This is a genomic window from Amycolatopsis sp. 195334CR, assembly GCF_017309385.1.
GTDB lineage: Bacteria > Actinomycetota > Actinomycetes > Mycobacteriales > Pseudonocardiaceae > Amycolatopsis.
The window spans coordinates 2,274,628-2,299,906 of the sequence record NZ_JAFJMJ010000002.1; the positions used below are offsets into that span (position 1 = coordinate 2,274,628).

23 protein-coding genes are annotated in these 25,279 nt (G+C 71.5%); 14 read left to right on the forward strand and 9 right to left on the reverse strand.

What is annotated here, in order from left to right; translation table 11 throughout:
• Positions 1–195: 195 nt before the first annotated feature.
• A complete protein-coding gene (locus tag JYK18_RS33430) occupies positions 196–1,137 on the reverse strand; it encodes a hypothetical protein (protein WP_206807392.1) in 942 nt (313 codons plus the stop codon).
• 211 nt (positions 1,138–1,348) lie between these two features.
• Here JYK18_RS33430 and JYK18_RS48105 point away from each other — a divergent pair, with 211 nt between their 5' ends.
• The 3 genes from JYK18_RS48105 to JYK18_RS33445 are packed head-to-tail and all read left to right on the forward strand — an operon-like array spanning position 1,349 to position 4,291.
• On the forward strand, positions 1,349–2,536 hold the full coding sequence (locus JYK18_RS48105; protein ID WP_206807393.1) for a sensor histidine kinase: 1,188 nt from the start codon (positions 1,349–1,351) through the stop codon (positions 2,534–2,536).
• Positions 2,526–3,671: a hypothetical protein gene (locus tag JYK18_RS33440; RefSeq protein WP_206807394.1), complete on the forward strand. Its 1,146-nt coding sequence runs from the start codon at positions 2,526–2,528 to the stop codon at positions 3,669–3,671. Before JYK18_RS48105 ends, JYK18_RS33440 begins: the two co-directional genes overlap by 11 nt.
• Entirely contained in the window at positions 3,668–4,291 is a 624-nt protein-coding gene (locus JYK18_RS33445) for a LuxR C-terminal-related transcriptional regulator (RefSeq protein WP_307796174.1), read from the forward strand. Before JYK18_RS33440 ends, JYK18_RS33445 begins: the two co-directional genes overlap by 4 nt.
• On the opposite strand, the gene JYK18_RS33450 is transcribed toward JYK18_RS33445, so the two are convergent.
• Positions 4,262–5,518: a cation:proton antiporter gene (locus tag JYK18_RS33450; RefSeq protein ID WP_206807396.1), complete on the reverse strand. Its 1,257-nt coding sequence runs from the start codon at positions 5,516–5,518 to the stop codon at positions 4,262–4,264. The genes JYK18_RS33445 and JYK18_RS33450 overlap by 30 nt on opposite strands.
• A gap of 555 nt (positions 5,519–6,073) precedes the next feature.
• Here JYK18_RS33450 and JYK18_RS33455 point away from each other — a divergent pair.
• The 5 genes from JYK18_RS33455 (at position 6,074) to JYK18_RS33475 (ending at position 11,929) form a co-directional block, all read left to right on the forward strand.
• Positions 6,074–6,787: an ATP-binding cassette domain-containing protein gene (locus JYK18_RS33455; RefSeq protein WP_206807397.1), complete on the forward strand. Its 714-nt coding sequence runs from the start codon at positions 6,074–6,076 to the stop codon at positions 6,785–6,787.
• 24 nt (positions 6,788–6,811) lie between these two features.
• Complete coding sequence (locus JYK18_RS33460; protein WP_206807398.1) at positions 6,812–7,795, forward strand: helix-turn-helix transcriptional regulator; 984 nt, start codon at positions 6,812–6,814, stop codon at positions 7,793–7,795.
• A gap of 88 nt (positions 7,796–7,883) precedes the next feature.
• Entirely contained in the window at positions 7,884–9,704 is a 1,821-nt protein-coding gene (locus JYK18_RS33465; RefSeq protein ID WP_206807399.1) for an AfsR/SARP family transcriptional regulator, read from the forward strand.
• Positions 9,705–9,772: 68 nt separating this feature from the next.
• Positions 9,773–10,177 carry a hypothetical protein gene (locus tag JYK18_RS33470; protein ID WP_206807400.1) on the forward strand — a complete coding sequence of 135 codons (405 nt, stop codon included), beginning with the start codon at positions 9,773–9,775 and terminating at the stop codon, positions 10,175–10,177.
• A gap of 72 nt (positions 10,178–10,249) precedes the next feature.
• Entirely contained in the window at positions 10,250–11,929 is a 1,680-nt protein-coding gene (locus JYK18_RS33475) for a phospholipase D-like domain-containing protein (RefSeq protein ID WP_206807401.1), read from the forward strand.
• On the opposite strand, the gene JYK18_RS33480 is transcribed toward JYK18_RS33475, so the two are convergent.
• Both JYK18_RS33480 and JYK18_RS33485 read right to left on the reverse strand, forming a co-directional pair.
• Positions 11,926–14,091, reverse strand: coding sequence for a choice-of-anchor J domain-containing protein (locus JYK18_RS33480; protein WP_206807402.1), 2,166 nt, complete (start codon positions 14,089–14,091; stop codon positions 11,926–11,928). The genes JYK18_RS33475 and JYK18_RS33480 overlap by 4 nt on opposite strands.
• Positions 14,092–14,184: 93 nt before the next feature.
• Entirely contained in the window at positions 14,185–15,108 is a 924-nt protein-coding gene (locus JYK18_RS33485) for an AraC family transcriptional regulator (RefSeq protein ID WP_206807403.1), read from the reverse strand.
• Positions 15,109–15,190: 82 nt separating this feature from the next.
• Between JYK18_RS33485 and JYK18_RS33490 the strand changes: the two genes are divergently transcribed.
• Both JYK18_RS33490 and JYK18_RS33495 read left to right on the forward strand, forming a co-directional pair.
• Positions 15,191–15,613, forward strand: coding sequence for a pyridoxamine 5'-phosphate oxidase family protein (locus JYK18_RS33490; protein WP_206807404.1), 423 nt, complete (start codon positions 15,191–15,193; stop codon positions 15,611–15,613).
• Positions 15,614–15,623: 10 nt separating this feature from the next.
• The gene (locus tag JYK18_RS33495) at positions 15,624–16,556 is read left to right on the forward strand and encodes a transcriptional regulator (RefSeq protein WP_307796175.1); all 933 of its coding nucleotides are present in this window, start codon (positions 15,624–15,626) and stop codon (positions 16,554–16,556) included.
• A gap of 4 nt (positions 16,557–16,560) precedes the next feature.
• On the opposite strand, the gene JYK18_RS33500 is transcribed toward JYK18_RS33495, so the two are convergent.
• Together JYK18_RS33500 and JYK18_RS33505 are read right to left on the reverse strand one after the other, a co-directional pair.
• Positions 16,561–17,763: a cytochrome P450 gene (locus JYK18_RS33500; protein ID WP_206807405.1), complete on the reverse strand. Its 1,203-nt coding sequence runs from the start codon at positions 17,761–17,763 to the stop codon at positions 16,561–16,563.
• Positions 17,764–17,804: 41 nt separating this feature from the next.
• On the reverse strand, positions 17,805–18,221 hold the full coding sequence (locus tag JYK18_RS33505; protein ID WP_206807406.1) for a nuclear transport factor 2 family protein: 417 nt from the start codon (positions 18,219–18,221) through the stop codon (positions 17,805–17,807).
• Between the two features lie 158 nt (positions 18,222–18,379).
• On the opposite strand from JYK18_RS33505, the gene JYK18_RS33510 reads away from it, so the two are divergent.
• Genes JYK18_RS33510 through JYK18_RS33525 form a run of 4 tightly spaced genes read left to right on the forward strand, consistent with a single transcriptional unit; the run spans position 18,380 to position 23,084 of the window.
• Positions 18,380–19,771, forward strand: coding sequence for a cytochrome P450 (locus JYK18_RS33510; RefSeq protein WP_206807407.1), 1,392 nt, complete (start codon positions 18,380–18,382; stop codon positions 19,769–19,771).
• A complete protein-coding gene (locus tag JYK18_RS33515; protein WP_206807408.1) occupies positions 19,768–20,769 on the forward strand; it encodes a terpene cyclase in 1,002 nt (333 codons plus the stop codon). Before JYK18_RS33510 ends, JYK18_RS33515 begins: the two co-directional genes overlap by 4 nt.
• Entirely contained in the window at positions 20,766–21,803 is a 1,038-nt protein-coding gene (locus JYK18_RS33520; protein ID WP_206807409.1) for a polyprenyl synthetase family protein, read from the forward strand. Before JYK18_RS33515 ends, JYK18_RS33520 begins: the two co-directional genes overlap by 4 nt.
• A gap of 12 nt (positions 21,804–21,815) precedes the next feature.
• Positions 21,816–23,084: a nucleotide disphospho-sugar-binding domain-containing protein gene (locus tag JYK18_RS33525; protein WP_206807410.1), complete on the forward strand. Its 1,269-nt coding sequence runs from the start codon at positions 21,816–21,818 to the stop codon at positions 23,082–23,084.
• Here JYK18_RS33525 and JYK18_RS33530 read toward each other — a convergent pair.
• From JYK18_RS33530 to JYK18_RS33540, 3 genes are read right to left on the reverse strand one after another with little or no spacing between them, the layout of a single operon-like run.
• A complete protein-coding gene (locus JYK18_RS33530) occupies positions 23,081–23,530 on the reverse strand; it encodes a YdeI/OmpD-associated family protein (RefSeq protein WP_206807411.1) in 450 nt (149 codons plus the stop codon). The genes JYK18_RS33525 and JYK18_RS33530 overlap by 4 nt on opposite strands.
• Entirely contained in the window at positions 23,527–24,423 is an 897-nt protein-coding gene (locus JYK18_RS33535; protein ID WP_206807412.1) for a LysR family transcriptional regulator, read from the reverse strand. Before JYK18_RS33535 ends, JYK18_RS33530 begins: the two co-directional genes overlap by 4 nt.
• An 11-nt stretch (positions 24,424–24,434) precedes the next feature.
• On the reverse strand, positions 24,435–25,253 hold the full coding sequence (locus JYK18_RS33540; RefSeq protein WP_206807413.1) for an endonuclease/exonuclease/phosphatase family protein: 819 nt from the start codon (positions 25,251–25,253) through the stop codon (positions 24,435–24,437).
• Between the last annotated feature and the right edge of the window lie 26 nt (positions 25,254–25,279).

Below are 25,279 nucleotides of genomic sequence, written 5' to 3' on the forward strand. Positions count from 1 at the left end.
CCTGTGCGGGTACAGCTGGCTATACCTCTTCCTGGCGTTCGGGGTGCGCACGATCGGGTAATTCCGAGGGGTTGTCAATACGACGGCAGGGCGTTTTTTCTGGCAGTCGGTGAAACGTGGAGTATCACGAATTCGTACGCGCGCGGAAACGGTGGGTGATCTTCCGGCGAAATGTCACGCAGCGGGGGTGGATGATCACCGGTGGTACTGGCGGACGGCCGGACCCGGGTCGGTGCCCTCGACCATGGCGGTGCCGAGCGGGGTACGCAGGTGCCTGGCCACCCCGTCCACCCGGCGGCTGACGACCAGCCCGGACGCGCGCAGCACGGCCAGGTTCCGCAGCGCGAGGTCGGCCGGGATGCCGGTGAGCTCGACCAGTTCCGCGGTGGTGCGCGGGGCGGCCAGCCCGTGCAGGAGGCGGGCGGGCAGCGAACCGAGCAGGTCGCGCAGGGCCCCGGTGCGCGCACTGCTCCGATCGGGTCTGGTGAACGGCGGGTACACCGGGATGGCCGTGCGGAGCAGCAGGGTCGCCGGGTGGTCCGCGGTCGGCTCCAGCAGGAGCGCCGGTCGGTCGCGCAGGAAGTGCACCGGGGACAGGCGCAGCCCGCGCCCGTCCAGCCGGATCTCCCGGTGCCGCTGGGCGGGCAGCGCCAGCACCGGGTTCCGCCAGTGCACGCCCGGGTCCAGTGTGCCCAGCAGGTGGTCGAGCCCGCTGGTGAGCAGCGTGTGCAGCCGGATCTCGTGATCGGCCTGCACCCGCGCGACGACCTGGTCCTGGTACGGCGCCACGGCGATCCGGTGGAACTCGTCGAGCGCGCGCCGGAGGTGGTGCGGTTCCGCGGGATCGGCGCGCCGCGCCATCGCCAGCATGTCCGGCACCGGGCGGAGCACCCGCGCGAGGTTGACCAGCGAACGCGCCTGCATCGGCAGTTCGGCCGCGGTGCGCTCCCGCCAGGCGGCGAACCGCCTGCCGCCGCCGCGGCCGGCGAACAGGTCCAGTGCCAGCACGGTTTCCAGCACCCGGTCCGGGGCCGGCCCGAGCGTGGTTCTGAGCAGGTCGTCGTCGGTGAACCGGATGTGCAACATGCTCCCCCAGCCGATGCCCATGACGCGGTTTTCGCCGGATGCGGTGATCACCGGCGGGACCGAGCTTAACCCGTTGCCGACGGCCCGTGGTACGGCCGAAAGCCGGGGTGCGTTCGCCGGTGATCTGCTCAGCGAAAAGGTTTTCGCGGGCCGGGGAGAACGCTACCGTTGGCCGGGCGCCCGCACACGACACGCGTTCGGGGAACAAATCGCGGCCGGTGCGCGCTGGGGGGTTTCATCGGCGAACCGTGAAGGGGGAGCGGTGCGTCCGGATCAGGACGTGGCGGAACCGGGAACGGGCGGGGTTTCGCGTCCGGCGAGAAGGGCGTTGCGGCAGGTCTGCGCGCGCGTCGCGGTGGTTTTCCGATTGTCCGCGGCGGGGTGCGCGCTGGTCGCCGCGCCGGCCGGTTTTGCGCCACCGGCGAATTCCCGCGCAGTGGCCGCCGCGGTGGTACTGCTGGTGTGCTGGGCGGCGGTGTTCGCGCACCAGGTCCGCCGCCGCGGGCTGCGGCCGTGGCTGGCGGCCGTGGACGTCGGACTGGTCGCGGTGCTCTGCGGGGCGCAGTCCTGGTTGCTGCCCGCGGCCGCGCTGCCCGGCGGTGGCGCCACCGGCTGGGTGGTGATGGTGGCCAGCAGTTCGGTTTTCGTGGCGCAGTTGGCCCTGCGCCCGGTCGCCGGGCTGACCGCGACGGCGGTGGTGGTCACCGGGTACTGCGCGGGCGCGCCGTCGAGCCCGGACATGCTGGTGGTGCTGGGGTGCCAGGGTGTGCTGCTGGCCGGTGCGGTGCACCTGCTCCGCCAGGCGGGCGACGCGGCCGATCTGGCCTGGGCGGAGCGGTCGGCGCACCGGGTGCGCGCCACCGTGGACGCGGCGGTGCGCGCGGACGAACTGGCGAACCAGCGTCGCCTGCACGACACCGGCTTGGCCACGCTGACCATGGTGGCCACCGGCGCGATCGCCAGCAGTTCGCCCGCGCTGCGCGAGCGAGCCGACGCCGACGCCGATGTGGTGGCGGCACTGCGTACGCGGCCGACCGTGCGCGAAGAGGAGAGTGGCGACACAGCCCGGCTGGATCTCGCGCTGCGTGCGGCCGGGCTGATTCCCCGTCCCGGTCTGCCCGAGCTCCGGGTCGATCTCGACGTGCGGCCGATCACCCTTCCCGCCGGCGTGGTGGCCGCGTTCGCCGACGCCACCGCCGAAGCGCTGACCAACGTCGCGCGGCATTCGGGGGAATCACGGGCCCGCGTGTCCGTGCGACCGGGCCGGGGAACCGTGGTGGAGATCGAGGATTCCGGCGTCGGCTTCGATCCGGCCGCGGTCCCGGCGGCGAGCCGCGGGCTCCGGCTCTCGGTGGTCGAGCGCCTGCGGGCGGCGGGCGGGCACGCGGAAATACGGTCCGGCGGCGGAACGGGCACGGTGGTCCGGTTGCGGTGGCCCGATGTCCGGTGAGGCGCGCGCGCCGGTGGCGGTCTTCCGCTACCGGCGGATCGTCGAGCTGTCGGTGATCGCGGTCGCGGTGAGCTGGCACTTCGGGGTGAACCTCGGCCAGCTGGCAGGGCATCTGCCCGCCTACCGGAATCCGGTGCTGCCGCTGGTTTCCTGGTGCGGGCTGGGGGTGATCACCGCGGTCGGCGGGGCCTCGCTGTTCCGCGGTGGCCGGGGATCGCGCCTGGCCGGTCCGCTCGCCGTGGTGGCGCTCGCGTGCAGCGGCCTGACCACCGCGGCGAGCCTGCCCGGTGACGTGATCGGGCCGCTGAGCTGGTCGTGGGGCACGGTCGGCTGGTGCGGGCTGGTGCTCCTGCTGCGACGGCCGTCGTGGGCGCTCGCGGCGTTCTTCGCCGGCAACATCGGCCTGACCGCGGCGTTCCTGGCCGGGGCGGGCCAGTTCGACCGGGTGGCCGCGGCGCGCTTCCTCACCGTGGTCTGTACCACCACCGGCATCCAGCTGTGCGTGGTGCTGATGGACCGGCTGATGCGCCGGATCACGCTGCGCGCGGTGAACGCCGACGACGAGCGGGTGCGGCTGCTCGCGGCGAGCATCGCCGCGCGGCAGGTCCACCTGCGGCGCCGGTCGCGGTACGCCTACCTGGCCGCCGAGTTCGAGCCGCTGCTGCGCGGCCTCGCCGACGGCGGCCTCGACCCGGCCGATCCCGCCGTGCAGCACCGGTGTGCGCTCTCCGCCGCGCGGATGCGGCGGCTGTGGGCGGAAACGGACGAGACCGTCGACCCGCTGCTGCACGAACTCCGTGCCTGCGCGGACATCGCCGAGCGGCGCGGGGTGGCGGTCGAATTCCTGACTTCGGGGCCACTGCCCGTTCTCCCGCCGGAGAGCAGGCGGCTGCTCACCGAGGCACCGCTGGAAGTGCTGACCGCGGCGCGCACGCGGGCCCGCGTGACCGTGCTGGGCGATGCGGACGCGATCACCCTGAGCGTGGTGGCCGACGTCGACCCGGCGACCGCGATTCCGCCGCGGGAGCACCGGAAACTGACCGTCACCGCGCAATGGGAGGAGGACGAGCTGTGGATCGAAGCGCGCTGGGCACTCCCATCCGCGTTGTCGTCGTCGACGACCACCCCGTCGTGATCGAGGGTGTCCGCGCCTGGCTGGCGCGGGAACCCCGGGTCCGGGTGGTGGCGGCGGTCGACTCGCCGGAGGACCTGGACCGGGAGTCGCTGGCGGCCGCCGACATCGCCCTGCTCGACCTCAACCTCGGCGGGCGGACGCGGTTCGACAACATCGGCAGGCTCACCGGCGCCGGGCTCAAGGTGATCGTCTATTCGCAGTTCACCGACCAGGACACCGTGCTGCGCGTGCTGTCCTCCGGTGCCAGGGAGTTCGTCGCGAAGAACGAGGGCGGCGAGCACCTGCTGGGCGTGGTGCTGGCGGTGGCGACCGACGAGCCCTACGTCACGCCGACCACGGCCGGTGCGCTCGTGGCCGACGACGCGGCCGACCGCCCCCGGCTCTCGGAGCGGGAGCGGACCGCGCTGCTGCTGTGGTTCCAGTCGAAGTCGAAGGCCGCGGTGGCCAGGCGGATGCGGGTTTCCCCGCACACGGTGGACATGTTCATCCGGCGGGCCCGGCTGAAGTACAGCCAGGCGGGCCGGTCCGCGCACACGAAGTCGGATCTGCTGGCCCGGGCGATCGAGGACGAGCTGGTGCGCCCGGAGGACCTACTGGACGACACCACCGGCGGCGACTGAGCCCGGTGCGCCGAGGAGTTCGCGGCGGCGCACCAGGAGCAGCATCGGCCCGGTCATGGCGGTGGTGACCAGCGCCATCACCACCAGGGCGAGGAACACCGCCGGGGAGAGGATGCCCGCGCTGTACCCGGCTTGCAGCACCACGAGTTCGGTGAGGCCACGGGTGTTGAGCAGGACGCCGACGGTGGTGGCGACGGGTTTGCTTTCCCCGCCCAGTCGGGCGCCGAGCAGTCCGCCGCCGAGCTTGCCCGCGACGGCCAGCACCACGGCGGGGACGATCAGTTCCGCGTGCAGCGCCGGCGTGGACCGGGTGAACACGTCGATCCCGGCCACGACGAAGAACACCGGCACCAGCGCGCGCCCGACCCGGCTGACCCGGTGCACGATGGCGGCCCAGGCGTCGCCGCCCGGGATGGCGAGGCCGACGAGCACCGCGCCGATCACCCCGGTGAGCCCCCAGTGCTCCAGCGTGGTGGCGGTGGCCAGGGCGATCCCGGCCAGGAAGAGCGCGGTGGTCCGGGGGAAGCGCGCCGGGGTCCAGGTCCCGAGCAGCCGCCGGCTCAGCAGGGCCAGGCCGAGTCCGGCGGCCAGGACGGCGAGGGCGATCCCGGCGTCGGCCAGCCCGTTGCCCGCAACGCCGATGGCGAGGCCGAGCATCAGCCACGAAATGCCGTCGATGATCACGGCGGTGGTCATGGAGAGCCGTCCGGCCCGGGTGTCGGCGAGCGAGTGCTCGGTGAGGATCCTGGCCAGCACGGGAACCGCGGTGACGGACAGGGCGACCGCCATCATCAGGACCAGCGCGAGCGGTGACGACCCGCCGCGCAGTTCCGGTCCGCCCGCCAGCAGGAGCCAGCCGCCGAGGGCCGCGCCGAGCAGCAGCGGGGGCAGCAGGGCGCCGCCGACGGTCCAGCCGACCGCGCGTTTCGGCAGCCCGGACCGCCCGAGCTGGAGGTGGTGCGCCACGCCGACGAGGTAGAGCGCGAGACCGGCCTGGCCCGCGACGCGGAGGCCGTCGGAGACGGAGCCAGGCAGCACGACGTCGAAGCCGGACCGCCCGGCGATGGCGATGATCACCGGCCCGGTGACCAGTCCGGCGAGGATTTCGCCGATCACGGGTGGTTGCCGCAGCAGTTTCGCCAGTGCGCGGGCCAGGTGCGCGAACAGCAGCACGACCGCCACGGCCGCGGCGAGGTGCAGCAGGAATCCGGGTTCGGGTAACCGCATGGCGACCGCTTTCGTATTCGGCGAAGAAGGGCGGGTCGTGCGGTTACGCTAGATTCGCCGGGCAGGTGGCGGCCACGTGCTTAAGGGATCCGCGAAATGCGCTGGCCCGGCCCACGTGGACGTGGCGTGGGGGAGTCGCGAGTCCACGCGGGCCGGCGGCGACGGTCTTGCGGGAACCGTCGCCCGCTTTGTGCCCCGATAGTGCGGCGCCAGGCCATTTTATGAGTGGCCGGGAGACCGGCACCAGGTAGCAGGCCGGAGCTTCGGGGGTATAGCGGGCAGTACCCCAGGCCGCCGCGGGGCGCCGGACAATTCAGCTTCGTTACGGTTCGCGATTTCCGGTTAATAGGTGATGTTTTACTCTGGTCACGCGCTATCGGTACGGGTATAAGGTCGAGATGGAATCGGATCGGGCCCGCGGGAAGCCGATCACCCGGGTGCCCGGCCGCCGGTGCCAGCCGGTCACCCCGATCGAGGTTTACTCGCGAGTTCTTGATCGAATAGGGTGGTGGGGCCGATGCGGCTACGGTGGGCTTCGGCTCCGAAAGGACAGCGATGATCCATCAGGCGGGAGCCAGGTCGTATGAGCATTCCTCCGACCTGGCGGCCGGCGCGGCCGACGCCACCGTGAACTACGCCCTCGAACTGGACGCCGTCACCTGGGGCACCGGGGACCGGCCGGTGCTGGCCGGGGTGACGATCGGACTGGCCGAGGGCAGTTTCACCAGCCTGTTCGGCCGTCCGGGCGCGGGCAAGAGCACGGTGCTCGCCTGCGCCGCCGGGATCGAGCGGCCCGAGTCGGGCTCGGTGTGGCTCTACGACCGGGAAGTGACCGAGTACGAGCCGGGCGATCGCCCGCTGGCGCTGCTCACCGGCGATCTCCGGCCCGATCCGGCGAGAACGCTGCGCGAGCAGCTGAACGGCGGTGGGGACACCGCGTGGACCGAGGCGCTGGCGGGCTGGCTCGACCTGGGCGGGTCGCTCGACAGCTACCCCGGTGAGGTCTCCGCCGAGGTGGGTCACCGCGCCGCCGTGGCCGCCGCGCTGGCCTCCCGGCCGGGCGTGGTGCTGGCCGATGAGCCTTCCGATGAGCGGGTGGTTCGGCTGATGCGCAGGCTGGTCGATCTCCACGAGCGTACGGTGCTGGTGGCGACCGCCGATCCGGTGGTGGCCGCCACCGCCGACGTGGTGGTGTTCCTGGGTGAAGGCCGGTTGGTCGACGCCGTGAGCGCCCCTTCGGCCGAGTTGATCGAGGGCTATCGGGAGTAGCCGGGCACCAAGGGGGGAGGGGGCGTGCTGCTGCGCATCGTGTTCGAGCGCGCCGATCTGCAACGGGTCCGCATCGCGCCGGGGCCGGATCCGATGTGGGAGACGGTGCTCAGCCTGCACTGCGCGCGGGAGCGACCGGCGACCGCGCGGCTGGCCGCCTGGCGCGCGCGGGCGCGGAAACGAGTCCGCGAGGTCGAGGGGGCCCGCCGCTGGCTGAGCACGATGTTCGCGCTGGTGCCCCAGCGCGGCCCGTTCCCGGACTTCCTGACCCCCGGCGACCGGATCACCGATCTGGCCACCGGCTGCGAAGCCCTCGCCTGCACCCCGCGCGCGGCGCTGCGGGCCGACGTCGCCGCGGTGTTCGCCGACCGCCCGGCGCCGGACTGGGCCGGTGACCTCGCCGCCGGGCGCCTCGACCAGGTGCAGGCGGTGACCGAGGCGACGCGCCGGGCCCACGACCTGCTGGTGGCACCGCACTGGCCCGATCTGGCCGCCGCGGTGTCGGCCGACCGGGCCCGCCGCGCGGACACCCTGCTCACCACCGGCGTCGGCGGCATGCTCGCCGGGCTGCCCGGCGTGGTCGGCTGGGACGGCGGCGAACTGCTGATGCGCTACCCCGTCGACCGCACGGTGCACCTGTCGGGCCGCGGGCTCACCCTGGTGCCGTCCTACTTCTGCGCCGACCGCCCGGTCACCCTGATGGACCCCGACCGGGTGCCGGTGCTGGTCTACCGCGCGGCGGGGGAGGTACCGCCGGACCGCGGCGTGTCGCCGGAGCTGGTCAAGCTGCTCGGCCGCACCCGCGCGGAATGCCTGGGCGCGGTGGACGTCCCGCGCAGCACGAGCGAACTGGCCGCGCTGCTCGGCACCTCGGTCAGCGCGGCGAGCAAGCAGGCCACCGTGCTCCGCGAAGCCGGACTGCTGCGCAGTGAGCGCGACGGCGCGTCGGTGGTGCACAGCCTGACCCCGCTCGGCGCGGGGCTGCTGGACGGCCGGTACTTCGGGTGAAGTTTTCCCCGTGAGGCAAACCCGTGGCGTGCGTGCCGCGGTGGCTGTTTGATCCGTCGCCAGGAAACCTGTTTGGGGGGACATGGTGATGGAGTTCGAGGTGCTCGGCTCGGTGCGCCTGCGGGAGGCCGTGCCGACGGGGCGGCTTCGGCGCACCCTGCTCGGCGTGCTGCTGGCCAACGCGAACCGGGTGGTGCCGTCGAGCGTGCTGACCGACGCGATGTGGGGTGACCAGCGCGACGACCGCGTCGTGCGCAACCTCCACACCCACGTCCACCGGTTGCGCGGGGTGCTCGGCGAGCCGGGGCGGCTGCGCTCGGAACCCGAGGGCTACCTGCTCACGGTGTTGCCGGGCGAACTGGACGCCGAGCGGTTCGAGGCGCTGATCGAGGACGGGATCCGGACCAGCGCGCACGATCCGGGGCGCGGGGCCGAGCTGATCCGCAAGGGGCTGGCGATCTGGCGCGGTGCCCCGTTCGGCGGTCTCGACGTCCCGGTGCTCCACGACGAAGCCCGGCGGCTGGGGGAGCAGCGCCTGCTCGCCACGGAGGAGCTGTACACCGCGGAACTGGCCGCCGGCCGGCACACCGCGGTGATCACCGAGCTGACCGAGCTGGTCGCGCGCTACCCGCTGCGGGAACGGCTGCACGGCCTGCTGATGACCGCGCTCTACCGCGGTGGCCAGCAGGCGGGTGCCCTGGCCGCGTACCGGACGGCCAGGGCGGTGCTGGTCGAGGAACTCGGTCAGGAACCGGGACCGGAACTGCGGCAACTGGAACGGCGGATCCTTACCGGGGAGCCGATCGAGACCGCGCGAGTCGTGGCTGTACCCGCCCAGCTTCCGCACGATGTGCGCGGGTTCGTCGGCCGGGAAGACCAACTCGCCGAACTGGACGAGCTGGAGCCGGGCGAGATCGTGGCGGTGGTCGGCGAAGGCGGGGTCGGCAAGACCGCGCTGGCCGTGCGATGGGCGCATCGCGCGCGGGAGCGGTTCCCGGACGGGCAGTTGTATGTGGACCTGCGCGGTTATGGCCCGGAAGAACCGGTGCCGCCGGGTGACGTGCTGGCCGCCTTCCTGCGCGAACTCGGCTTGGACAACGCGGCGATTCCTGACGACGTGAGCGAGCGCGCGGCGCGATTGCGCTCCCTCGTCGACGGCAGGCGCCTGCTCATCGTGCTGGACAACGCGCGCACGGTGGAGCAGGTCCGGCCGTTGCTGCCCGGTGGTTCGTCCTGCGCGGTGCTGGTGACCAGCCGCGACGCGCTGGCCGGGTTGGTCGCTCGTGAAGGGGCGCACCGGATCCGGCTTGGCCACCTGTCGCACGACGAGGCGGTCGCACTGCTCCGGGAACTGGTGGGGCCACGGATCGAAGAAGTGGTTCCCGCGCTGACCGAGTGCTGCGCCCGGCTGCCGCTGGCCCTGCGCCTCGCGGCCGAGACGATCAACGCGCGGCCCGGCTGGGACCTCGACGATCTGCTCACCGAGCTCACCACGGCCCCGCTGGACGTGCTCGACGCCGGTGGTGACGAGGAAACCGGTCTGCGCGCGGTGTTTTCGTGGTCGTACCGGTGTCTTCCGCCCGAGGCCCGCCGGTTGTTCCGGGTGTTCGGCCTGCGTCGGAGCCGCGAGGTGGAACTGCATGCGCTGGCGGGAGCCGGGTACCGGGCCACCAGGTCGCTGTTCGACGCGTTGCTGCGCGCGCACCTCGTCGAGGAGGTGGCGCCGGGCCGATACCGGCTGCACGAGCTGCTTTTCGCCTACGCCAAGGATCTCGTCGAAGCCACGGACGAGCGTGCGGCACCGGGCCGGTTGATCGACCGGCACCCCACGGCCGAGGTGCTCCCGCTGGCGCGGACCGCGGCGATCCGGCGGCGGGAGAAGACGCGAACGCGGGCCAGACTCGCCTGACGAGCGCCGGGAGGGGTCCCCGCGCCTTGGTGCACCATCCCCGCCGAGTGGAACGGCGAGGAGGACGCATGCCCAGCGTGGAGGAGATTCGTGCGCGACGGCCGCTGGAGGCGACGGTGGCCCGGTGGTTCGGGATCGGCGCGGCGGTGGTGTGGGTGCCGGTCATCGGCTACCTGTGGCTGCAACTGGCGGTGATCGGCCTGTTCTTCTACCTCTTCGGCGCGTTCGGCGTCGCGAAGGGACGGCAGGCGGGCCGGATCATGTCCACGATCGGGCTGGCGGTGACCTGGTTCCCGCTGCTGCCGTACTGCTGGCTCGGGTTCTCGGATCCCGGCCCGTTCAGCACCATCTACGCCGTGCTGGACATCGTGGCCGTGGTGATTTCCGGGTTCAGCCTGACGCTGATGTACCACCCCGCGTCGAACCGGTACATCCACCTGGTGACCGTGGCGCGGCGGGCGGAGCTGCGATGAGACCGTGAAGCAAGCCCCGGGAAAGAACGATCCGGCACCGTCCCGGATTCGGACGTTCTCAGGGGAGGGACCATGAAAAAGCGGAGCTTGGTCGCGGGATTGGTGATGGCGCTGCCGGTGGCGCTGGGGGTCGGTGTGGCGGACAGCGCGCCGTCCGCCGCGCCGGCCGCCGGTTGCGCGGCCGAGGGCGCGGTGTTCAACCAGCCGCACCGGCCGGGCGATGACGAGAAGATCCACCGCCAGATCGTCTGCCTGGTCGACGGCACGGAATCCGGCGCGGAGATCCGGGTGGCGTCCTATCACTTCGCGCACGAGGCCATCAAGAACGCGCTGCTGGCGGCGTACGGTCGTGGTGTCAAGGTGAAGGTCGTGGTGGACCGGGCGGTGCCCGTCGATTCCCATGACGCGCCGGTCTACGGTGAACTGCGGGACAAGATCAAGAGCGACTTCTCCCAGGACTCGTGGGTCAACCACTGCTACGGCGTGGGCCCGGTGACCGACGAGGCGGACCGCGCCTGCCTCGGCAACGCGAAGATGCACAACAAGCTGCTGTTGTTCTCGCGGACGCACGGGGTGGACAACGTCTCGTTCCTCACCTCGTCGAACCTCGAGGACAACAAGGTGCCGGGCAACTCCGGCACCGACATGTGGAACAGCGGCTACACCGCGACGGATTCGGCGTTGTACGGGCACTTCTCCCGCTACTTCGACGACCTCTCCGGGGTGGAGGGCGGCAAGTGGACGGACCCGGCGGACCCCGGCTACTACCGGACCGCCGCACTGCCCAAGACGTACGGGAAGTACACCGTGTACCACTCCCCGCGCCAGGAGGGGAGCACCGCGCTGGACATCCTGTCCCAAGTGGACTGCGCGGACGGCACGAAGGTGCGTGCCGCGATGTGGAACATCAGCGGGGACGAGGACGGCGATCCGGGGTCGAGGATCGCCCAGCGGCTGGTCGAACTGGACAACCAGGGCTGCGAGGTGGACGTCGTCGCCGACGTGATCTCGAACGAGCCGGCCGGGCCGTTGCGCGACCTGCTGGCCGGCGGGCCGGAGGTGCGGGAGTTCTACAGCGGGCAACCGCACGGCGTGCACGAGAAGAACCTGCTGATCGATGGCGGGTTCGCCGGGAAGTCGAAGCAGAAGGTGGTCTTCACCGGGAGCTACAACTTCACCTACCGGTCGGTGCGGGTGAACGACGAAACCTGGCTGCGGGTCGACGATCCGGCCGTGCACGACAGCTTCCTGGCGAACTTCACCGAGGTCCGGAACGCCGCGCACACCTGCTGGCAGAGCGCCGAGGCCGACGGCTGCGGTGGTGGCCGGGTGATCGACCCGAACCCGACCGGCTCGCTGAACTGCCACCAGACGGCCGACAAGTACCTCGGCGCGGGCGCCCTGTACCTCTACGGCGAGGACAAGTGCGCGGGAGGGCACGACGCCAAGGACACCAGCGGCGGCGACCGGGACCACGGTGACGGCGAAGGTCAGGTGAAGAACTACGACAACCAGGTGAACTCGCTGGTCAACACCACCGCGAAGCACGTCAAGTTCTTCAACTACCCGAACTACAACGAGGGGCACCCGGAGGGCCGCACCTTCTGCGTGCGGCCCGGCCAGTGGGTGAACAGCCTCCTCCCGTACGGTGACAACCAGGGCAGCTGGGAGAACAGCATCAGCTCGCACAAGCTGGTCGAACCCGCCGAATGCACCCGCTGGCTCGGCGGCTACCACGAGCCGAACCGTTAAGCACCACCTGGCTGGGTGACGCCGTTGACCTTCAGCGTGTACGGCGCGTACTGCTGCACCCGCTCCGTCGGCTCGTCGTACGAGATGATGGCGACGACCTGAGGGAACAGCGTGAACGGCAGCAGCTGGTACCGGTTCAAGCCGAAACTGTCCCGCCCGTCGAACTCGGCGTGCAGGGCGACCGCGCGCCGCTCGTCGTAGCCGATGAGGCGGACGTTCCAGTTGTGCACCTCGATCGGCGCGGCTTCGGTCGGGGAGTCGAAGGCGTCCAAAGTGGAGCCATCACTGAGGGGAGCGCCGCCGAGGGTGACGTCGTCGACCTTCAGGCCGCCTTCGTTGGTCCCGCCGTCGCTGATGTAGCGGAAGCCGAGCAGGACCGACTGGCCCGCGTAGGCCGTCAGGTCGAACGAGTGCGGTTCGAAGCCGTTCGTCGTGCCGTTCAGGCCGGGGCCGAGCGGCGCGGCGACGGTCTTGTCCCCGCCGACGGCGGCATAGGTCTTGCCGCCATCGGTGGAGACGACGACGTAGGCGTGGTCGAAGCCGAACTCGGCGCCGTACTTCGCGAGCAGGCGGAGCGTCGGATCGGCGGTGGGCACGGTCACCGGCGTGACCGCGGCCGAATCGAGGTTGTAGTCGTTGCCGGACCAGAGCACCGGGTCACCGGGGCGGTCGGGATCATCGGTGACCACCGTCCACTGGAGCGGGATCGACGGCAGGGCGGCGGCCCCGGTGAACTGCAGCGACCGCAGGTCACGTCCACTGAGGACGGTGCCGTCGGCCTTCTTCAGCAGGGTGTAGTCCGCGCCGTTCGGGGCCGCGCCGGGGTTGTCGTTGACGTCGGCGTTGCCGAAGTTGACCGTGGAGCGCAGGCTCGCGGTGGTCACCCGGTGCTTCGGCACCCCGAGCGTGAACCCGTGCGGGGACTCGCCGACGACCTTGTCCAGCAGGGTCGAGGTCTGGAAGTCGTGGAGCACCCGGTACAGCCCGGGCCCGCCCTCGGCGGCGAGTGCCGCGCCCACCGCGGGCAGCCCCTGCGCGGTGCCGTCGCGGTGCATGCGCGAGATGAGGTCGACACCGTAATGGTCGTACAGGTACATCAGGAACGAGAACGCGTGACCGATGTCGGACGGCGGTTTGCCCTCGCCCCAGAGATTCAAGGAATTTTCCGGCCCGCCGCAATCCCGGACGTTGTTGTACGGCGTCTGCACGTTCCCGAAACCCTGGTAGCAGTTGATGCGGAAATCGGCGCGGGGCTCGAACACCGTCGCCTTCGTGTTCACGTAACCGGTGTACGCCTCGGTGAACAGGGAAATGCCTTCTTCGAGCCAGATCGCCTCGAACGGATCGGTGTAGTAGGTGAGCGCGTGCTGCCATTCGTGGGCGATGTTGGCTTCGTACAACCGGGTCCGCGCGGGACGGCTGGTGCACGGGTCGGCGGTCGGTTCGTGCGGCGGACTCGCGCCCGAGCGGTGCGCCCAGTCGAAGATGTCCACGCTGATCACGTTCCGGTCGAGCAGTTCGGTGTACTGGCGGGAGAAGAACCCGGTGACCCCACCGGCCGGGAGCGCCTGGAGGTCGTAGTAGTTGAGGTCGCGGATGTTGTCGACCAGAAGCACGGTCTTGGTGCCGTCCCCGGTGTAGTCGCCGCCGTTGCCGTTCGCGTCCGGCTGCAGCAGGGCATTGGTGCCGTCCCGGGAGGGCGGCGTGCTGAAGATCGCGTCCTCCTTCGGCCGGATGTTGCCGTCGAACTCGGTGATCAGGGCGCTCACCTGGGCATCGGTGAGTTGCGTGACCGACGGGTCGGCCTGGCGGCAGTCGCCGGCCGGGAAGGCGACGTCGTTGGCCACCCACACCTCGATCGAGGTGCCGACCCCGCGCAGCGTGTAGTCCTTGCGGTAGATGCCGCCCTTGAAGTCGTCGAGGCCGAGCCATTGGCGGACGGTGCCGGGGGAGGGGGTCGCCGCGGCCGCGCGCCGGGTGTTTTCTTTTGGCTCGTATTTGTTCGGAATGGCGATTTCCTGGCCGTCGACCGGGAATGTCGCACGGCTCAGATCACGCGATTCGGCGGGCGCCTGCGGCGCCGCCGCGGCCGGGGGAACTTGGACAGTTGTGGCGCCCAGGAGGAAAATTGCCAGCACCGGGAAAAACCGTCTTCTCGCCATGGCGGAAAAATCTAGCAGGGCGCTCCCGGCTCGAATTGATTTCTTCGATCAGGTGGAAGACGTGGCTTTTTCTGACGACCCGGTAAGCGTTCCTTATCGATCGGCGGTGCGGCGGAACTCGCTGGGGTTGGCGCCGCGGACGCGTTTGAACGCTGCGCTGAAACCGAACGGGTCGGCGTACCCGACGGTGCGGGCGACGTCGGCGATGGTGGCGCTGTCCCGGCCGAGGAGCAGGTCCGCGGCCAGCGTCATCCGCCAGTGGGTGAGGTAGGTCAGCGGTGGTTCACCGACCAGGTCGGCGAACCGCTTGGCCAGCGTCGACCGCGAGACCCGGGTCCGTTCGGCGAGCGTGGCCACCGTCCACGGCGCGGCCGGCTCGGAGTGCAGCAGGCGCAGCGCGTGGCTGACCACCGGATCGCGCTGGGCGGCCCACCAGGCCGGGGGTTCGCCGCCGGGCCGGTCGAACCAGGACCGCAGCGTGCAGACGAGGAGCCAGTCCAGCAGCCGGTCGAGCACCGCCTGCTGACCGGGCGCGTCCACGGCGACCTCGGCGGCGAGGTGGTCCAGCACCGGGTCGTCGCCCTCCCCGCCGTCGACCCGGAGCACGACGGGCAACGCGTCGAGGAGCCGCTGGCTGATCTCGCCGCGCACGGGGTACGCGCCAACGATCAGGGTCGTCGGGCCGGGACCGTCGTCGTGCCAGCCGAGGCGGTACCGCGTGCCGCCCTGCTCGGGCGTCGCGCAGTCCTCGCCGCATTCGATCGGCTCGGCGCTGGTGCCGGGCTCGTCGACGAAGGTGAACGTGCCGGGCCCGCGCACGATGATCGTCTCGCGGGCGCGCAACGGCTCGGCCGGGCCGTGCTCGGGCACGATCCAGCCCCCGCCGGTGACCACGGTGCACAGGGTCAGCGGCGCGCCGTCGACGAAGCGCAGTGCCCAGGGCGGCATCAGGGTCGAGCTGCCGAACAGCGAGCCGTGGGCTCGCACGCCGCGGATCAGGTCGCTGAAGACGTCCATGTACCCGAGGTTAGACGATCACACAGGCTATCCGGCTTCTCGCCTATGGGCACGTCCAAATCCAGCGGGTTAGATCGGTCCCATGAGCACCACTTCGCTGACTGACCAGGACCTCGACTTCCTCCGCCGCCCGCTGCACGGGTTCCTCACCGTGGCCGAGGGACCGGTGCCGTCGCAGCCCCGGCCGGTGTGGTTCGAGGTCACCGACGAGGGCACGATCCAGCTGTTCACCGAGCCGGACGCGCTCAAGGTGCGGCGGCTGGGCCGCGACCCGCGCGCGTCGATCGTGGTCGCCGCGCCAGTCGGGGAGCGCGAGCGCTGGGTGTCCGTCGCGGGCCGCACCACGCTGGAGGCCGAGGGCGCGCACGAACTGGCCGACCGCCTGGCCGCGCGGTACTGGGATCTCGACGACCCGGCGCGCGCCGAGGAGTTCGCCGGGATCCGGGCCATGGACCTGCTGCGCCTGGTGATCCACCCGGAACGCGTGGCCCGGTACCAGTTGTAGGCTGCCCGGGGTGAGCGGGCCGGGTGAGCGGATGCTGGAACTGTTGTCGCTGCTGCAAAGTGGGCGCGACTGGCCCGGCACCGAACTCGCCGAGCGCCTCGGCGCTTCGCCGCGCACCCTGCGGCGCGACCTCGACCGGCTGCGCGAACTGGGGTACCCGGTGCGGTCGGCCCGCGGGCCGGGCGGGAGCTACCGGCTGGTGGCCGGGCGGGCGCTGCCGCCGCTGATGTTCACCGACGACGAGGCCGTGGCCGCCGTGGTGGGGCTCCGGTTCGCCGCGCTGGCCACCGGTGACCCTGGCGCCGACGACGCGCTGCGCAAGCTGGAGCAGGCGCTGCCGAACCGCCTCCGCTACCGCACCGAGGCGGTTTCGGTGGCCACGGAAGGCGCCTCGCGACCGACCTCCGCGGCGGATCCGACGGTCATCGCCGGCCTCGCGACCGCGGCGACGGCGCGGCAGCACGCGGAGTTCGACTACACCGCCCGCGACGGCGCCCGCTCACGGCGTCGCGTCGAGCCGTACCGCCAGGTGCTGCTGGGGCGCCGCTGGTACCTGCTGGGATTCGACCGCGACCGGTCGGCGTGGCGGACCTTCCGGCTCGACCGGATCACCGGCGTGCACGTGCCCGGCACCACGTTCCGCCCGCGCGAACTGCCCGCCGACGGCATGACCGCGTTCGGCGCCGACCGGGGCAGGGGAGCGGTGGTGCACTTCGACGCCCCGGTGGAGGCGGTGGCCGAGAACCTGCGTGCCGAAGCGGGCTCGCTGGTCGCGGTGGACGACGGGAAGTGCCGGTACGTCACCGGCACCGACGACTGGGCGTGGCTGGCGGTGGCGGTGGCCGCGGTCGGCGTGCCGTACCGCATCGACGGGCCACCGGAGCTGATCGACGAAACCCGCCGGCTCGCGCACCGCGTCAGCCACGCCACGCCCGGTGTATAACGACCTATTCAGCTCGGCTCAACAGAACCGGCAGGCTCTGCAGCGCGCGCACTGTGGGCTGCCTCCGCCAGTGCAAGGACTCGGCGGGGACGGCCAGACGGATGTCGCGGCATTGTTCGAGCAGCACGGCGAACGCGACCTGTGCCTCCAATCTGGCCAGCGGCGCACCGAGGCAGTAGTGGATGCCGCGCCCGAAGGCCACGTGCCCGCCGGCGTCGCGGCGGACGTCGAACCGATCGGGATCGGGGAACCGCCGCGGGTCCCGGTTGGCCGCCAGCACCGACCCCATCACCACGTCACCCCGCCGGATCTCCGTGCCGGCCATGGTGAAGTCCTCGGTGGCGAACCGCAGCAGGCTCGAACCGAGTGTCGACTCGTACCGCAGCATCTCCTCGACCGCGCCGGGCACCAGCTCGGGCTTGGCCCGCAGGACGGCGAGCTGGTCGGGGTGGCCGAGCAGGGTCAGCAGGCCGCCGGCGATCAGGCTGGACACCGTGTTGAACCCGCCGACCAGCAGCATCAGCGTCATCGCGGCCAGTTCCGTGCCGTCGAGCCGATCCGCGCCCCGGTGCTCCGCGATGAACGCGCTGAGCAGGTCGTCACCCGGCTCGGCCTGCTTGGCGGCCACCAGCTCACCGGTGTAGGCCGAGAGCCAGGCGATCGCGCCGGGCACCTGCTCCGCCTCGGCGGGGTCGCTGGAGAGGAAGCGGTAGGTGTGCTCGGCGAACTCCTTGCTGTCGGTGACTGGCACGCCGATCAGCCGCATGATCATCTCGATGGTCAGCGGCAGGGAGACGTCGGTCATGACGTCGGCGTGCCCGCGCGCGGCCGCCTCGCCGATCAGCCGTTCGGCGACCTCGCGCGCGAGCGGGCGCAGGCGTTCCACCTGCCGCGGGGTGAACGCGCCCTGCGCGAGCCCGCGGAGCCGCGTGTGCTCGGGCGGGTCCACCACGGCGAGGCACTGCCCGAGCCCCATCGCCTCGGCGGCCGCGACCCAGGGCACGGCCCGCACCGGGGCGGGCGCGTTGCCGGGGTTCACCGACAGCCTCGGCTCGGTGTACATCGCCCGCAGGTCGTCGTACCGGGTGACCAGCCAGCCCGCCACCCCGTGGTGCACCACCCACGGGAGCCGCTCCCGCTCGCGCAGTTCGGCGAGCACGGGAAAGGGGTTGTCGAGGAAGTCCTGGCCCAGTCGATCCAGATCCATGCCGCCACCTCCGGGTGCACTAATGCATTTCTGTGGTGAATTCACGCGGCGAAGACGCCGATTTGCTGCAACAAGGTGAATGCGTCGTAGTAGTCGGTGTGATGAATGATTAGTCCGTCCGGGCCCACGTCGAGCACGCTGATCGCGGGCAATTCGATGCGGCTGCCGCGCACGGCGGTCGGCGGCAGGTGCGGGAAATGCCCGGAAAGCACGCCGCGGCCGGTCCAGGTGATCACCAGGCCGGACTCCGTCGGCAGGACGCGGTCCAGGTCGACGCGGCTTTCCGGGCTGGCCGCACGCCATTGCTCGAAGAAGCCGGCCAGCTCGGCGCGGCCGCGGAAGGTCCGGTGCAGCGCCATGTCCTCGAAGATCGCGTTCTCGGCGTAGCAGGCCACGTAGGCGGCCACGTCGTGCTCGTTGAACGAGTTGACCCAGCGTTCGGCCAGTTTCACACTCATGGGTTTCCTCCTGGAATCGGGAATGGGATCACGATCGCCGAAGCGTGGTGGGGCAGCAACATCAAAAACAGCAAAGCGCACGATCGGAGATTGCCGGCATGGCCGGATAAGTATGGTTCCCGGTATCCGAAAACGAGACCGAGCAGGGGCTGGGGAAGATGACGAACCAGGCAATCGGTGACCGCCGGGCGCGCGGTGCGGAGATCGTTCCGGTGCCGCGGCCGGTGCTGCGCGACGAACTGCGCAGCACCTTCGCGATGCGGCGGGACCAGGTCGGTTTCCTGAACGAGATGATCGGCCGGTACGGCGACATCGTGCAGATCCGGGTGCTCGGGATCAAGATGGCGATGTTGAACCACCCGGACTACTTCGAGCACGTGCTGGTGCGCAACCACGAGAACTACAACAAGGACACGTTCCTGTTCCGGGCGATCGCGCCGATCCTGCGGGGCGGGTTGATCGGGAACGTCGGCGGGGAGCCGTGGCGGCACCAGCGGCGGACGATGCAGCCGTCGTTCCACCGGCCGCAGGTGGCCGGGTTCGCGTTGAACATGACCGACGAGACCGGGCAGATGCTGGACCGGTGGGACCGGCAGTACGGGCCGTCGGACGTGGTCAACGTGAGCACCGAGCTGGGGCAGCTGGCGATGCGGATCGTGTTCCGGTCGCTGTTCGGGGCGAAGGTGGGTGCGCGGGGCAAGGCGATCGAGGACATGTTCTTCGAGGCCAACCAGATCGCCTGCGCGTTCTTCCGGTTCCCGCTGATCCCGCTGACCTGGCCGACGCCGTCGCACCGGCGGCTGGCGGAGATCATCCGGACGATGGACGGGTTCGTCGCCGACATCATCGCCGACCGGGTGCGCAGCGGTGAGCAGCACGACGACCTGCTCGACGCGATGATCCACGCCGTGGACGACGTGACCGGGACGGGGCTGTCGGAGCAGCAGCTGCACCGGGAGGTGCTGAACCTGATCATCGGCGGTTACGAGACCACGAGCAATTCGGTGTCGTGGCTGATGCACACCGTGGGGCAGCACCCGGAGGTGCAGCGGCGGCTGCTGGACGAGGTGGACACCGTCCTCAATGGACGGGCGCCGACCTTCGACGACGTGCTGAACCTGAAGTACACCAGGATGATCGTGGACGAGACGCTGCGGTTGTACACGCCGGCGTGGCAGACCATGCGGTCCTCGATCGAGGAGGACGTGATCGGCGGGTACCGCATCCCGGCGAAGTCGGACCTGTACCTCAACATCTACGCGCTGCACCGGCATCCGGAGTTCTGGCCGGACCCGGAGGTGTTCGACCCGGACCGGTTCACCCCGGCCGAGATCGCGAAGCGGCCGAAGCAGGCCTACATCCCGTTCGGCAGCGGGCCGCGGATCTGCATCGGCAAGCACTTCGCGCTGACCGAGCTGGTGATCATCCTGGCGATGATCGCGCAGCGGTACGAGGTGGTGATCCCGCCGGGCTGCGGGAACGTGCAGCCGGAGCCGTTGATCACGCTGCACCCCAAGGGCGGCGTGCACGTGCGGATGGTGCGGCGATGAGCGGCCCGGTCACCCGGATGGTGGCGGCGTTCGAGGCCATCGCCCCGGAGTGCAACCCGCACGCCGACGCCGCGACCGCGCACCTGGACCGGTGGGTGGCCGACCAGGGGCTGGTCGGGCGGGCGGCGGCGCGGGAGCGGTTCGACCGGGCGGCGTTCGGCTGGTTCGCCGCGATCACCTATCCGACCGCGAGCGAACGCGACCTCGGCCTGGTCGCGGACTGGTTCGCCTGGCTGTTCCTGCTCGACGACCAGCTCGACGACGGGCTGCTGGGCCGGGACCCCGAGCGCACGCACGAGTTCCTCGGCGCGTTGTTCGGGGTGCTGGAGGGCAAGGGCGCCGATCCGGGTGCGCCGTCGATCGTGACGTCGCTGGCGGATCTGTGGGCGCGCACGACCGAGTCGGCGAGCCCGGCGTGGCGGCGGCGGTTCGTCGAGCACGTGGTCGCCGGTGGGCTGGCGGCCGGGTGGGAGTCGGCGAACCGGGTCAGCGGCACCATCCCCGGCGAAGCGGACTACGTGGAGAAGCGGCGGCACACCGGGGCGATCTACGTGTGCTTCGACCTGATCGAGATCGTCGAGCACTTCGACGTGGCGGCGGCGGTGTATGACGATGAGCCGTTCGCCGAGGCGGTCCGCGCGGCCTGTGATGTGGTCGGGTGGACGAACGACCTGTATTCGCTGGACAAGGAGACCGCGCTCGGTGAATACCACAACCTGGTCACCGTGGTGCAGCACGCGCGGGGGATCGGCCAGACCGACGCGATCGGCGTGGTCGCCGAGCTGATCACCCGGCGGCTGCGCGAGTACCTCGCGGCCGAGCCGCTGCTGCGCAAGCGGTACCCGGGCGTCGAGCCCTACCTGGCGGGCCTGCGGTCGTGGATGCGCGGGAACCTCGACTGGTCGGCGAGCACCCGCCGGTACCGCGAAGCGTCGCACGACACGGAAAACCCGGCCGGTTACCTGGAGACCGCGCTCATCGACCGGAGGGCGGCATGAGCGCCCCCGCGTTCGAAAGCGCGCCCGGGGTCAATCAGGGCGTGGTGCTGGCGCGGCGGCTGCTGCCGCCGGTGCTGGCGGAGTGGATCGACCGGCTCGGTGGGGAGCTGGCCACGGTCTGCGGTTACCAGCTGGGCCTGTGCGACGACGCGGGCAAGCCGACCGGCGGGGTGGACGGGAAGCTGCTGCGACCGGCGTTCGCCTTGTTGTGCGGACTGGCCACCGGGGCGCGACCGGCCGACGTGGTGCCCTCCGGCGCGGCGATCGAGTTGCTGCACAACGCTTCCCTGATCCACGACGACATCATGGACGGCGACCGCGAACGACGGCACCGCCCGACGGTGTGGGCGCGGTTCGGCGAAGCCACCGCGATCCTGGCCGGTGACGCACTGATCGCGCTCGGCTTCGAGGTGCTCGCCGCCCAGCGCCACCCCGCCACCGCGCGCTCGGTGGCGGTGCTGGCGAAGACCCTGCGACTGCTCGCCCGCGGCCAGGAACTGGACCTCAAGTTCGAGACCGAACCCAGCGTGTCCCTGGACGACTGCCTGGCCATGATGACCGGCAAAACCGGGGTGCTGCTCGGCTGCGCCTGCCGCCTCGGCGCCGCCCACTCCGGCGCCCCGGCCGAATGGGCCGTGCGGTTCGAACGCTTCGGCACGCACCTCGGGGTGGCTTTCCAGCTCGCCGACGACCTGCTGGGCATCTGGGGCGATCCGGCGGTCACCGGCAAACCCGTCGGTGCCGACCTGCGGGCCCGCAAGAAGAGCGCACCGGTCGCCGCCGCGCTCACCGCCGGGACCACCGGCTCCCAACGCGTCGCTTCGCTCTACGCCAAGCCCGAACCGCTCACCGATGCCGAAGTCGCCGAGCTGACCGGGCTCGTCGAGGAAGCGGGTGGCCGCGACTGGACCCGCGCCGAAGCCGACCGCCAGGTCACCGCCGCCTGGGACCTGATCGACGTGCTCGACCTCGACGGCCCGGGCCGCGCCGGCCTGGCCGCGTTGACCGCCACGCTGCTCGACCGCGATCACTAGGGAAGGACTCCGATGCGGATCCTGTTCGTCACCAACGTCTTCCGCGCGCACCTGCTGGCGCAGGCGGCTTTGGCGTGGGCGTTGCGCACCGCGGGCCACGAGGTGTGCGTGGCCGGCCCACCGGACCTGGAGCAGGACCTGGCGCACACCGGCCTGCCCGGCGTGACGATCGGCGGCCTGCTGCGGATCGACGAGAAGATGGCCGCGGCCGGGCCGCACTACGCGCAGCTGCCGCCCGCCGATCCGCGGGGACGGCGGACCGGGCGTTCGGTGCAGACCGACTTCGGCTGGGGTGATCCGCACACCGAGTTCGCCGACTTCATCGGGGGCACGCGCGCCGCGATGTTCCCCGATGACGCGGTCGACGACCTGATCGCCCTGGCCCAGCGGTGGCGGCCGGATCTGGTGATCACCGACCCGACCTGCTTCCCGGCCATGGTGGCGGCCCGGATCACCGGCGCCGCCTGCGCGCGGCAGCTGTTCGCGGTGGACCGGATCGGGCAACTGCGCGAGGCCTGCCGGAACCGGCCGGGCCCGGCCGATCCGCTGCGGGAGTGGCTGGAGCCGGTGCTGGCGCGCCACGGCCACGAGTGGGACGAGTCGATCGCGGTGGGGCAGTGGACGATCTCGCCGCAACCGGCCTGGCTCCCGGAGTTCGGCGGTGTGCACTACGTGCCGATGCGCCGCATCCCGGTCAACGGCCCGTCGATCGTCCCGGACTGGGTGTTCGAGCCGCCCGCCCGCCGCCGGATCTGCCTGACCCTGGGCATCTCGCACCGGCAGATCGGCGGCGCCGCTTCGGTGGCTCCGTTGCTGGAGGCCGTGGACGGCCTCGACGCGGAGGTGGTGGCGACCTTCGACGCGCACCAGCTCCGGTCGGTGACCACGATCCCGGACAACGTGCGCGCGGTGGACTTCGTGCCGCTGAACGCGCTGCTGCCGACCTGCTCGGCGATCGTGCACGAGGGTGGCAGCGGGGCGTTCGCGGGAGCGCTGGAGCACGGCGTCCCGCAGGTCATCGTGCCGCAGGAGTTCACCATCGAGAAGTGGCTCGGCCCGGTGGCCATTGCCGAAGGACTGGAGGCGCGTGGTGCCGGGGTCTACGCGGCGAACGCCGGGAAGCTGACCGCGGAGACCCTCCGGCAGAGCCTGAAACTGGTGCTGGAGGACCCGTCGTACGCGGCCAACGCCGACCGGCTGCGCACGGAGGTCCGCGCGATGCCGACCCCGAACGACCTCGTCCCGGTGCTGGAGAAGCTGACCGCGCGGTACCGGGCCTAGCGCGCCCGGCCGTCCCGGAGCATTCCGACGGACTTCTCGATGCGCCGAGCCCGCGTCTCCGGCGTTTTGGCGCCGTCGATCGAGAGCACGTGCCACCGCTTGTTGCTGTAGGAGATGCTCTCGAAGAACGACTGGGCCGCGGGTTCGGCGGCGAGCGCTTCGGCGAAGTCCGGCGGCACGTCCACCTCGCGCGGCTTCGTGTCCAGTTCGAGGCCGACCTCGACCTCGTCGCCCGCGGCCAAGCCGGCGGCGGTGCGGTTCTCCGCGCTGAGCGGGACCAGGTACCGGCCGCCCATCACGGCCACCGTGCTCCGGTAGCGGTGGTCGCCGATGGTCACCGTGACCGCGGGCCGCTTGCCGCTGCCGAGCGCCTCGACGACCTCGGCCGGTACCTCGAAGCCGGTGGCGGTCTTGCTGCCCAGCTCGATCTTCGTCCGGAATCTCATGCGCTCATCCAACCCCCGGGCGCGAACGCCTGCCTGCTGTGGCGGAGCAGTTCGCGCACGGCCGGGCTGCTGGTGTTCTTCCACACCAGCGCCAGCAACGCGGGGATCTCGGCGTCCGCGATCGGCCGGGCGAGCAGCCGGTCGCGGTAGACCGAGGCCATCGACTCGCTGAGCACGGCCACCCCGAGCCCGCGGGCGGCCAGGTCGGCGATCGCGTCGGCGGCGCTGGCCTGCAGCCCGATCGCCGGGCGCAGCTCCCGCGCGGCGCAGGCCAGGTCGAACACCGTGCGCAGGCCGGTGCCGGGCGGCATGCAGATCAGCGGGTGCGCGGCCAGTTCGGCCAGCCGGACCTCGGGTGCCGCCGCCAGCGGGTGACCGTCCGGGACCAGCACGACCAGGCGGTCGCGGACGATGGTCAGCGCCTCCAGCCCGGCGGGCGTGTCGACCGCGGTGCCGATCAGCGCGAGGTCGATGGTGCCGTCGCGCACGCCGTCCACGAGCTGGTCGGAGTTGTCCTCCAGCAAGGAAAGCTCCACCCCGGGGTGCGCGCGGTGGAAGGCGGCGAGCGCCTCGAACAGCGGGGTGACCGTGCAGCCGATGACCATGCCGATGGTCAGCCTGCCGCGGATCAGGTCGGTCACCTCACCGACCGCCTGGCTGACCGCCCCGGCCGCGCTGACCGCCGCGCGGGCGTGGTCCAGCGCGGCCTTCCCGGCGACGGTGAGCGTGGCGGTGCGGGCGGACCGGTCGAACAGTTCGGTGCCGAGCTCGCGTTCCAGCTGGCGGATCTGGGCGCTGACCCCGGACTGGCTGATGTGCACCCGCTCGGCCGCGCGCGTGAAATTCCGCTCCTCGGCGACCGCGATGAAGTACTCCAGCTGCCTCAGCTCCATGACCGGTAATGCTAGCTCGTGTCGGCACCAGCTCTGAGAGTTCTCAAGTCGCCAGGGGCGTGGGGGAGGGCGGTGAACTCGGCGAACACGCCGTAGTGATCGCTGGCCTGCACCCCGCCGACCGGCTCGGTGAACACGCGACGGCAGTCCACCACCGCGAACGGCGGGCCGTGCGGCCCGGCGCGTTGCATGACGTAGTCGATCCGGCGGCCGGCTTCACCGGGCATGTCACCGGCGCGCACCAGCGGGTTCTCGGGGGAGAAGGTGTGGCCCGCGCCGCCGCGCCAGGCGTCGGCGTAGCACGTGCTCGTGCCGTCCAGTGACTGCTTCCCGGTCCAGAACCGGACGCTGGCGGAGTCGGGTTCGGCGTCGAAGTCACCGGCGAGCACCACGGGTGTCGCCGGATCGGGCACCAGGCGTTCGACGAACCGGGCCGCGGCCACCGCCTGCCGTTCACGCTCCACCTCGTAGCCGTAGGGCCAGCTGGGTTTGTGGTGCACCAGCCACAGCGGTGACGGCGCGTGCACTTCGACGGCGACGGTGGCGCACCAGGCGGTCCGGATCTCGCGCCCGGGCGGTCGCTGGTCCAGTTCGCGCACGGCACCGAGCGGCCACCGGCTGACCGCGACGGCGCCCACCCCGGACTCGTCACGCCCGGAGTGCCAGGCGAAATGCCAGCCGGGGCCGAGCAGATCCACGATCTCGTCGTCGACCTCCTGCACCGTGATCAGGTCGGGCGACAGCGCGCGGATGCCGTCCGCGAGCACCTCCCGGCGCCGGGGCCAGTCCGCGAACTCCGGCGCCAGCGCGTTGAAGGTCAGGATGCGCATCTCGTCCTTCCCGCGTGGAAGCGATC

Coding starts and splice junctions, on each gene's coding strand:
- JYK18_RS33440 (WP_206807394.1), top strand. CDS start 2,526: ATGTCCGGTGAGGCGCGCGCGCCGGTGGCGGTCTTCCGCTACCGGCGG.
- JYK18_RS33450 (WP_206807396.1), bottom strand. CDS start 5,518: ATGCGGTTACCCGAACCCGGATTCCTGCTGCACCTCGCCGCGGCCGTG.
- JYK18_RS33455 (WP_206807397.1), top strand. CDS start 6,074: ATGATCCATCAGGCGGGAGCCAGGTCGTATGAGCATTCCTCCGACCTG.
- JYK18_RS33465 (WP_206807399.1), top strand. CDS start 7,884: ATGGAGTTCGAGGTGCTCGGCTCGGTGCGCCTGCGGGAGGCCGTGCCG.
- JYK18_RS33470 (WP_206807400.1), top strand. CDS start 9,773: ATGCCCAGCGTGGAGGAGATTCGTGCGCGACGGCCGCTGGAGGCGACG.
- JYK18_RS33475 (WP_206807401.1), top strand. CDS start 10,250: ATGAAAAAGCGGAGCTTGGTCGCGGGATTGGTGATGGCGCTGCCGGTG.
- JYK18_RS33480 (WP_206807402.1), bottom strand. CDS start 14,091: ATGGCGAGAAGACGGTTTTTCCCGGTGCTGGCAATTTTCCTCCTGGGC.
- JYK18_RS33485 (WP_206807403.1), bottom strand. CDS start 15,108: ATGGACGTCTTCAGCGACCTGATCCGCGGCGTGCGAGCCCACGGCTCG.
- JYK18_RS33490 (WP_206807404.1), top strand. CDS start 15,191: ATGAGCACCACTTCGCTGACTGACCAGGACCTCGACTTCCTCCGCCGC.
- JYK18_RS33500 (WP_206807405.1), bottom strand. CDS start 17,763: ATGGATCTGGATCGACTGGGCCAGGACTTCCTCGACAACCCCTTTCCC.
- JYK18_RS33505 (WP_206807406.1), bottom strand. CDS start 18,221: ATGAGTGTGAAACTGGCCGAACGCTGGGTCAACTCGTTCAACGAGCAC.
- JYK18_RS33510 (WP_206807407.1), top strand. CDS start 18,380: ATGACGAACCAGGCAATCGGTGACCGCCGGGCGCGCGGTGCGGAGATC.
- JYK18_RS33515 (WP_206807408.1), top strand. CDS start 19,768: ATGAGCGGCCCGGTCACCCGGATGGTGGCGGCGTTCGAGGCCATCGCC.
- JYK18_RS33520 (WP_206807409.1), top strand. CDS start 20,766: ATGAGCGCCCCCGCGTTCGAAAGCGCGCCCGGGGTCAATCAGGGCGTG.
- JYK18_RS33525 (WP_206807410.1), top strand. CDS start 21,816: ATGCGGATCCTGTTCGTCACCAACGTCTTCCGCGCGCACCTGCTGGCG.
- JYK18_RS33530 (WP_206807411.1), bottom strand. CDS start 23,530: ATGAGATTCCGGACGAAGATCGAGCTGGGCAGCAAGACCGCCACCGGC.
- JYK18_RS33535 (WP_206807412.1), bottom strand. CDS start 24,423: ATGGAGCTGAGGCAGCTGGAGTACTTCATCGCGGTCGCCGAGGAGCGG.
- JYK18_RS33540 (WP_206807413.1), bottom strand. CDS start 25,253: ATGCGCATCCTGACCTTCAACGCGCTGGCGCCGGAGTTCGCGGACTGG.